General features: G+C 65.0%; 8 protein-coding genes. All 8 read right to left on the bottom strand.

Annotated elements, in window-relative coordinates:
- Positions 1-54: 54 nt before the first annotated feature.
- On the bottom strand, positions 55-1,488 hold the full coding sequence (locus RBA40_RS08350; RefSeq protein ID WP_306647459.1) for a PA domain-containing protein: 1,434 nt from the start codon (positions 1,486-1,488) through the stop codon (positions 55-57).
- Positions 1,478-1,855, bottom strand: a complete 378-nt coding sequence (locus tag RBA40_RS08345) for a post-PEP-CTERM-1 domain-containing protein (RefSeq protein ID WP_306647458.1) — start codon at positions 1,853-1,855, stop codon at positions 1,478-1,480. The genes RBA40_RS08350 and RBA40_RS08345 overlap by 11 nt, the downstream gene beginning before the upstream one ends.
- Positions 1,849-2,541: a choice-of-anchor J family PEP-CTERM protein gene (locus RBA40_RS08340; protein WP_306647456.1), complete on the bottom strand. Its 693-nt coding sequence runs from the start codon at positions 2,539-2,541 to the stop codon at positions 1,849-1,851. The genes RBA40_RS08345 and RBA40_RS08340 overlap by 7 nt, the downstream gene beginning before the upstream one ends.
- Positions 2,542-2,799: 258 nt before the next feature.
- Positions 2,800-3,882, bottom strand: coding sequence for a branched-chain amino acid ABC transporter permease (locus tag RBA40_RS08335; protein ID WP_306647454.1), 1,083 nt, complete (start codon positions 3,880-3,882; stop codon positions 2,800-2,802).
- A 9-nt stretch (positions 3,883-3,891) separates the two neighbouring features.
- Positions 3,892-4,971, bottom strand: a complete 1,080-nt coding sequence (locus tag RBA40_RS08330) for a branched-chain amino acid ABC transporter permease (protein ID WP_306647452.1) — start codon at positions 4,969-4,971, stop codon at positions 3,892-3,894.
- A 13-nt stretch (positions 4,972-4,984) separates the two neighbouring features.
- Complete coding sequence (locus RBA40_RS08325) at positions 4,985-5,710, bottom strand: ABC transporter ATP-binding protein (RefSeq protein ID WP_306647450.1); 726 nt, start codon at positions 5,708-5,710, stop codon at positions 4,985-4,987.
- 4 nt (positions 5,711-5,714) lie between these two features.
- A complete protein-coding gene (locus tag RBA40_RS08320) occupies positions 5,715-6,494 on the bottom strand; it encodes an ABC transporter ATP-binding protein (protein ID WP_306647448.1) in 780 nt (259 codons plus the stop codon).
- The gene (locus RBA40_RS08315; protein ID WP_306647446.1) at positions 6,491-7,684 is read right to left on the bottom strand and encodes a substrate-binding domain-containing protein; all 1,194 of its coding nucleotides are present in this window, start codon (positions 7,682-7,684) and stop codon (positions 6,491-6,493) included. Before RBA40_RS08315 ends, RBA40_RS08320 begins: the two co-directional genes overlap by 4 nt.
- Positions 7,685-7,731 lie beyond the last annotated feature (47 nt).

Genomic DNA, 7,731 nt, shown 5'->3' with positions numbered 1-7,731 from the left:
CAGCCGCGTTCTTACCAGCCGCGTTCTACCACCCGCGTTTTTGCCACCCGTGCATCACCAGCCGATATCCTGCAGCAGCGGATACGTCAGGTCGCGCGGCGGGTTGACGTCGTGCAGCAGGTCGGTGTTGATGGACGGTTCCATCAGCTGGTTCGGCTTGGTATCGATCGAATAGTGCGATACCGACGAGCCCGGCGAAAATATTTCCGGACTGTACATGCGTATCCGCCGGACCAGGTCGGTGCCCGAGAGCCGGTCGGGATCGATGCCGAGGCTGGCGGTCACGCCCGAGGACGTGCGCGAGCGCCGGAGCATCACCGACTTGAGCTGGTTGCCCGTCGCCCGGTCGATGCGCACCGCCGGAATGCGCACTTCCGGGTCGGTGCCGCCCAGCGCACTGACAGGGTCGGCCGTGTTTTCCACCACCACCATGCCGCGCGCGCCGGCGTTCTGCAAAATCCGGGCCTTGGTCACGAACGTACAGGCGCCACGGTCGACCAGGGCAATGTTGCCCCGCACCGCCATCGCGTTGGCGGGGCTGAGCGGGGTGCAGGCCAGGCCGCTGCCGTTGGCCTGGTCGACCACGGGCATGAGCTCGCCCGTCACGGCGTTTTGCCCCAGTTGCGGGCCAAAGGACGCGTCGCCAACTTCGTGGCTGCCGCTGGCCGTGCCCGCCGCCATGCCGCTGACAAACAGCTGGGGCTGGGGCGCGAGAACGTTCGCGGTGACCTTGTAGACGCGTTCGCCGTTCCACGACAGGTTGGCGCCGCCAATGGCCGAGCGGCGCCGTTCGTCATTCTTCATGTTGACCCAGGCTTTGTTGTTGCGGATATCGACCAGGAAGTAATCCCAGATCGATGGTGTGCCGAGGAAGAACTCGCCGGTGCTTTCGTCGGTGAAGTTCTGGAACCCCAGGCCATGCGCCAGTTCGTGCAGCAAGACGGCCACCAGGTCGATCTGTGCGCCGGCTTTGCGATCGAGCCCGAGGTAGAAGCCGGAACCGGGCATGCAATCGGGGAACAGGCCGAGGCGCGAGTTGAAGCGCGCCTGGATATGCGCCTGGCCCGGCGTGGCCAGGTCGGTGCGGGCCAGCTTGCTTGCCAGCGCGCCCGGATACCAGGTGTCGGTCTTGGGAGCGTTGGGGAAATTGCTGAACACTTCCACCGCGCCCGCCGCGCCGAGCACTGCGCCGTCGGCGTTGCACGGCAACGGTTCGAACGAGGCGGCCACCCGGACCGGCACCGGGCTGGTGAGCGTGCGGCCCCAGATGTCAGCCGCTTGCTGGAATGCGATGAGGCGCTGCGCCCCGAGCGTGCGCCCGCTGTTGCCCCCGACCGGCTGCACCGGCGTGGGATCGTTGAAGCCGACATTGGGCCCGTTGGTGTTGACGATCGTGATGGTCGTCGCCGCATGGGCGCCACCGATGGTGCAGCAGTAAACAGCGAGGGCGGCGGCCGCGCGCCGCAGGAGGGGGCGCTTATTGCTCATTGCCGTGCTCCCCGACTGGTGTGGCATGGTCGTGGGCGGCGTGCTGCGCGGCCGCTTCGCCTTCCACGCAGCGCTGGGCCAGCTTGCCGTCGGGCGTGCGCGAGACGACGGAATACACCATGCCGCGATCGCCCACGGGCGCGCTGCGGGTGCCGTCGGCACGCACCTGGACCTGCGGTTGCGGACGCGCCATCTGCGGTTGCCGCAAGTCGCCTTGCATCGCGCGCAGCTCGGCCGCGGTGGCCGGACGAAGTTGTCCGGTTTGCTTGTCGCGCACCACGGCCATGCCGTCCGCTTGTGCTGCGGCCGAGGCTGCCATCGAGAAGGCAGCCAGCGCGCAGCAGGTGATCAGGGTTCTACTCAACATGTTGAAAATCTCCCGGGTTTGTTCATGGTTAACTGCCTTCGGCGCAGCAATGCCAGACTGCCCAAGCCGACCAGCAGCATCAGGTAGGTACCAGGTTCAGGCACCGTAGTGACTACGACAGCGTCAATGCCAATATAGTTCGCCGCTGAGGCGTCGCCAGCGTAACGAAAGGCGAAACGGCCCTGGCCTTCATGGTCGAGGCTGGAAATGACTTGCTGCCAGACCGTGGGAAAGGCCGATATGCCGCCGAGCACCCCGAGTACGGTGTTGAAGCTGCCGGTATCGGTGCCGCTGCCCGGGGAAAAGCGTACTTCGAGCGTGTCGCCGAAGCCGGACGCGCTGGCCGAGCGCGTGAAAAACGATAGCTCGCTGGGGCCGATCAGGGTCACCACCGGCGTGATCAGCCAGTTGTCGATGCTGCCCATGCCGTTTTGTGCGCTCAGGAAATTGGCCGCGATGTAGGACGAGGCCGGCCCGGAGGGGGCTGGGAACACGCCGGCGTTGCCTTGCGACCAGGACTGGCCCGGCGGGATGCTCTTGTTGATGAGGGCCCAGTTGTTCAGGGTGCTGATGTCGTTGAAATTTTCGTTGAGGACCACGATGGGTTCGATGGCGTGCGACGCAGCGGGCAGCGCGGCGGCCATGGCGATGGCCGCCATGGCAAGCAGTTTATGAGCTAGTTTCATCGTCGTTCTTTCAGCAGTTGCCAGTAGGGATGGCACTTCCACTCGCGCTGGCAGGCAGCGAGGCCACGGTTGATCCCATGATAGGAGTGGAAGAAGCGCCAGCATTGATGTGCGCTTAATGTGCGAAGCGCGTTTTCGGGCAATCGGAGGGAACTTAAATGAAGAAGCGCGGCGATGCTGATGCAGGCGGCGTGGAGGAAGGAAAAACTGAAGGGAAAGCAAGCGTCCCCGCCGCTGCGGGGACGCCGTGAAAAACAATCAGTTGCCGGCTGCGCGCGCGGCAATCTTTCGCAGACGCAGTTTCCCTACGATTCCGATGGGGAAAAAGTAGATCGACAGCACGAACAGCACGCCCAGCCACAGCATCCAGCGGTCCGGGTGCAGCGCCTCGGCCAGAAAGGGTACGCCTTCCAGCGCGGCCGAGCCCTCGGCCATCAGCGACTTGAGATAATTCTGCGCGATGATGAACAAGGTCGCGCCGACCACCGCGCCGTACATGGTGCCCATGCCGCCGATCACCACGATCAGCAGGATGTCGGTCATCACCTCGAAGCCGAGCATGGTCTTGGGCCCCACGTAGCGCAGCCACAGCGCCATCAGCGCGCCGGCCAGGGCCGCCACCAGCGCCGCCAGCACGTTGGCCCAGATCCGGTACAGCACCGTGCGGTAGCCCAGCGCCTCGGCGCGGAACTCGTTTTCGCGGATGGCTTGCAGCACGCGTCCGAAGGGCGAGTTGACCAGCCGCAGCAGGAACAGGAACAGCAGCAGGCAGCCGGTGAACACGATGTAGTAGGTGATCAGCTTGCCATCGATGGCGCGCCCGAACAGCTCGGACTCGAACAGGCGAAAGCCCGGCGTGAGCAATTCCGGCACGCTGAAGGTCTTGCCGTCTTCGCCGCCGGTCAGGTCGGACAGTTGCGAGGCGAGCACGGCAAACGACGAGGCGACGGCGAGCGTGATCATGGCGTAGAAAATGGCGCGTACGCGCAACGCGAACAGGCCCACCACCAGGGCCAGCACCAGGGTGAGCAGCAAGGCCAGCAGCAGGCCGATGAAGGCCGCGCCCCAGGTCGGCTCGCCGCTCGACAGGCCCAGTCCGACCCCGTAGGCCCCGATGCCGAAAAACATGGTGTGGGCGAACGACACAATGCCGGTGTAACCGAGCAGCAAGTCGTAGGAAGCCACCAGCACGATATAGATGCAGATGGTGGCGGCGGTGTTGAGCGGGCGCGCGCCGCTGGTCAGGAAAGGCGCCAGCGCCAGTCCCAGCAGGATCAGCAGCAGGGTGGCGGACAAGGCCCGGCTGCGCGGCAGGTCGCCGGATAACAATTGATTGAGCATCGTCGTTCCTTAACGCCGCAGGTTGGAAAACAGGCCGGCCGGACGCCACAGCAAAATGGCGATCATCAGCACGATGTGCGACACCAGCGCGAACTTGGGCGCCAGGAAGCCGGCATAGTTGGCTACCAGGGCCATCAGCAGCGCGCCGATGAAGCAGCCGCCCACCGAGCCCAGCCCGCCGATGATGATGACGATAAAGATCATCACCATGATCTCGCCGCCCATGGCCGCGCTCAGGGTTTCCTTGTACAGCCCCCACAGTACGCCGCCCAGTCCCGCCAGCGCCGAACCGGCGGCGAACACGGCCACGAACAGGCGCCGGATGCGGTAGCCCATGGCTTCGACCATTTCGCGGTTTTCGACGCCGGCGCGGATCAGCAGGCCGATCTTGGTGCGGTTGAGCACCAGGAACATGGCCGCGAACACCAGCAGGCCGATCACGACCGCCACCAGCCGGTATTTTTCGACCGCCGCGTCGCCCAGCATCACCGCCCCGCGCAGGCTGGCCGGCAGCGGCAGGGGAATTTGCTCGGCGCCCCAGATCACGTTGATCAACTGCTCGGCCACGATCATGCCGCCCATGGTGATCAGGATTTGCTTGAGATGCTGGCCGTACACGGGCGCGATGATGATGCGCTCGAAGGCCCAGCCGAGCAGCGCGGTGGAGAGCATGGCCACCGCGATCGCCAGGCCCAGCACGCCCAGGTTGATCAGCAGCGAATCGACCTCGAGCCAGCCGCGCATGGGAATGAGGACCATGGTGGCGGCGTAGGCGCCGACCGAGACGAAGGCGCCGTGGCCGAAGTTGAGCACGTCCATCAGCCCGAACACGAGCGTCAGTCCGCTGGCCATGATGAAGATCATCATGCCCATCGCCAGGCCGGCGATGGTCAGGGTGACCCAGGTGGGAAAGCTGCCCACCAGCGGCAGCATGAGCAGGATCAGCGCGGGCACCAGCAGCAGCGGCGCGATGTCGCGTCTGGCCGCCGGGAGCGGGGTATCGCCTGATGCGGCCGGGGCGGCGGGCAGCGCGGTGGCGCCGCTCACCGGAGGTGATTTGGTGGTCACGTGGTTGGTCTCCGTGTTCATGATGGGTGCAGGGTCATTGATGGGAGCTCAGCGCCAGCCCGAGCAGGCGCTGCTGCAGGTCCTGGTCCTCGACCAGTTCGCGCATGCCGCCGGCATGGACCACGCCCCCGTCATCCATCACCGAGACCGTGTCGCCCAGGTGCTTGACGAAGCTGAAGTTTTGCTCGACCAGCAGGATGGTGGTGTCGGTCTGCTTGAGTTCGCGGAAGGCGGCGATCAGGCTCTGGATGATGGCCGGGGCCAGGCCCTTGGTCGGCTCGTCGATCAGCAGCAGTTTGCGCGGCTCGACGATGGCGCGCGCGATGGCCACCATCTGTTTCTGTCCGCCCGACAGGTTGCCGGCCGGATAGTGCCAGAATTTTTTGAGCGCTGGAAAGAAGCCGAAGATCCACTCGACCCGCTGCTCGTCGAGCGGCCCGTTGCGCGCCGCCAGGTACAGGTTTTCACGCACCGTCAGGTCGGAAAACACGGCCATCGATTCGGGCACGTAGGCGATGCCCAGTTGCGCGATGTCGGGCGTGGGCAGCGCGGCGATGTCGTGCCCGTCGAAGCGCACCGTGCCGGCGCTGGCTTTCCACAAGCCCATGATGGTGCGCAGGGTGGTGGTCTTGCCGGCGCCGTTGCGTCCCAGCAGCACCGACAGGCCGCCGCGCGGCACCGTCAGGTCGACCCCCTGCAGGATGTGGTACTCGCCGATGTGGGTGTGCACGCCGCTCAGTTGCAGGATGGGTTCAGGCATGGGGTTAAGCATGTTCGGGCGTTCCCAGATAGGCTTCCTGGACGATGGCCGACGCCATCACCTCGGCCGGATTGCCGTCGGCGACCAGGGCGCCGTTGTGCAGGACGATGATGCGGTCGGCCAGCGAGCGCACCACGTCCATCTTGTGTTCGACCAGCAAAATGGTCTTGTTGCGCTCGGCCTTGACCTGGTGGATCAGGTCGAGCACGACCGGTACTTCGTCCACGCTCATGCCGGCGGTCGGTTCGTCGAACATCATGACCGCCGGTTCCAGGGCCAGGAGAATGGCCACTTCGAGCTTGCGCTTGTCGCCGTGCGACAGGGCGGCCACGCGCGTGTCGCGCCGGCTGGCCATGGAGACGCGCTCCAGGTAATGGTCGGCGCGCACGATGAGGTCAAGGTGGCTGGACCAGCGCGTCAGCATCGAGCGCATATTCATGCCGAAACCAGCCCGGCTTTGCACGGCCAGGCGCACGTTCTCGCTCACCGTCAGGTGCGGGAACAGGTTGGTCAGCTGGAAGGCGCGCCCGATCCCGAGCGCCGTGCGTTTGGCCGCGCCATGGCGGGTGATGTCCGCGCCATCGAGCAACACCGTGCCGGAGGTCGCCGGCAGCTGGCCTGACATCAGGTTGAAGTAGGTGGTCTTGCCGGCGCCGTTGGGGCCGACGATCACGGTCAGGGTGCCGGGATAGAAATCGGCGGTGACCTGGTTGACCGCCACGTGCCCGCCGAAGCGAATGCTCAGTTCGCGCGTCGACAGCGACGGCATGGCCGCCGGCGTCATCGCTTGTTCCTCACCGGTAGCGGCAGCTCGCTGGCCGGGATTTCGCGCACCAGTTCGAGCAGGTCCCACTCGTTTTTCTGGTCCTTCTTGATCTTGAAGTGGTACATCGACTGCAGTGCCTGGTGATCTTCCTTGCGAAAGCTCATCTTGCCCTTGGGCGTGTCGAATTCCATGCCTTCCATGGCCGTGATCAGCTTTTCGGTATCGCCCGAATTGGCCTTGGTCAATGCCGTGACCACCGCGCTGGCCGCCGCGAAACCGCCGGCGGTGAACATGTCGGGCGGCGCCTTGAAGCGCTTGCTGTGCTCGGCCACCAGCCAGTCGTTCATCTTATTTTTCGGAAAGCCGTGGTAGTAGAAGATGGTGCCCTGGGTGCCGGCGAAATTCTTCCAGGTTTTCATCACCGGCAGGATATTGCCACCCGGGGACAAGATGATGCCGTAGCGCTCGGGCTTCATGTCGGCCAGCTTGTTCATGGGGTTCGGCCCGGCCCAGACGATTTGCAGCAGGCGCGGCTCGGGCTTGTTCTTGAGGGCGTCGAAGATGCGCTGGGCCGGTGCGGTGAAGTCGGTCGTGTTCTGGGCCGCGTATTCCTCGTGGATCACCTGGGCCTTGCTGCCGGTGGCGGCCAGCGCTTCCTTGCCGGCCTTGACCGCATCCTTGCCGAAGGCGTAGTCCTGCGCCAGGAAGGCCACGCTGCCGGCCTTGAGGGTGCTGGCGGCGGCCAGCGCGTCCTGCATCGAGCTGCGCGCGGTGCGGAAGATGTAGCGGTTCCATTTGTCGCCGGTGATGGCGTCGGCCACGGCCGGCTCGATGATCAGGATCTTCTTGTATTCCAGCGCCACCGGCAGCATGGCGATGGCCGAACCGGACGAGGTGGTGCCAACCGCGATATCGGCCTTGTCGTCGCCGTAGGCTTCGGCCAGCAGGGTGCGTCCCAGGTCGGGCTTGCTCTGGTCATCCTTGACGATCACCTTCAGTTTGCGCCCGTTGATTTCCATCTTGCCGCCGGTGAGATACTCCAGGCCCATCATGAAGCCGGTTTCGGTCTCCTTGGCATAGGTTTCCAGGATGCCGGTCTTGCCGGCGATGAGGGCGATTTTCAGGTCGGCCGCGGCCATGGCCGGTGCCGCCAGGGTGGTCGCCAGCGTGGCCAGGACGGCTGCTGCCAGGGTGTTCAGTTTGTACATCGTGTCTCCTCGTTGGGAATGCTGCTTATATTTATACGGACGGTTAC

Origin of the sequence: Massilia pseudoviolaceinigra (genome assembly GCF_030846505.1) — a bacterium.
GTDB lineage: Bacteria > Pseudomonadota > Gammaproteobacteria > Burkholderiales > Burkholderiaceae_D > Telluria_A > Telluria_A violaceinigra.
This window is presented reverse-complemented; position numbering and strand designations above follow the sequence as displayed.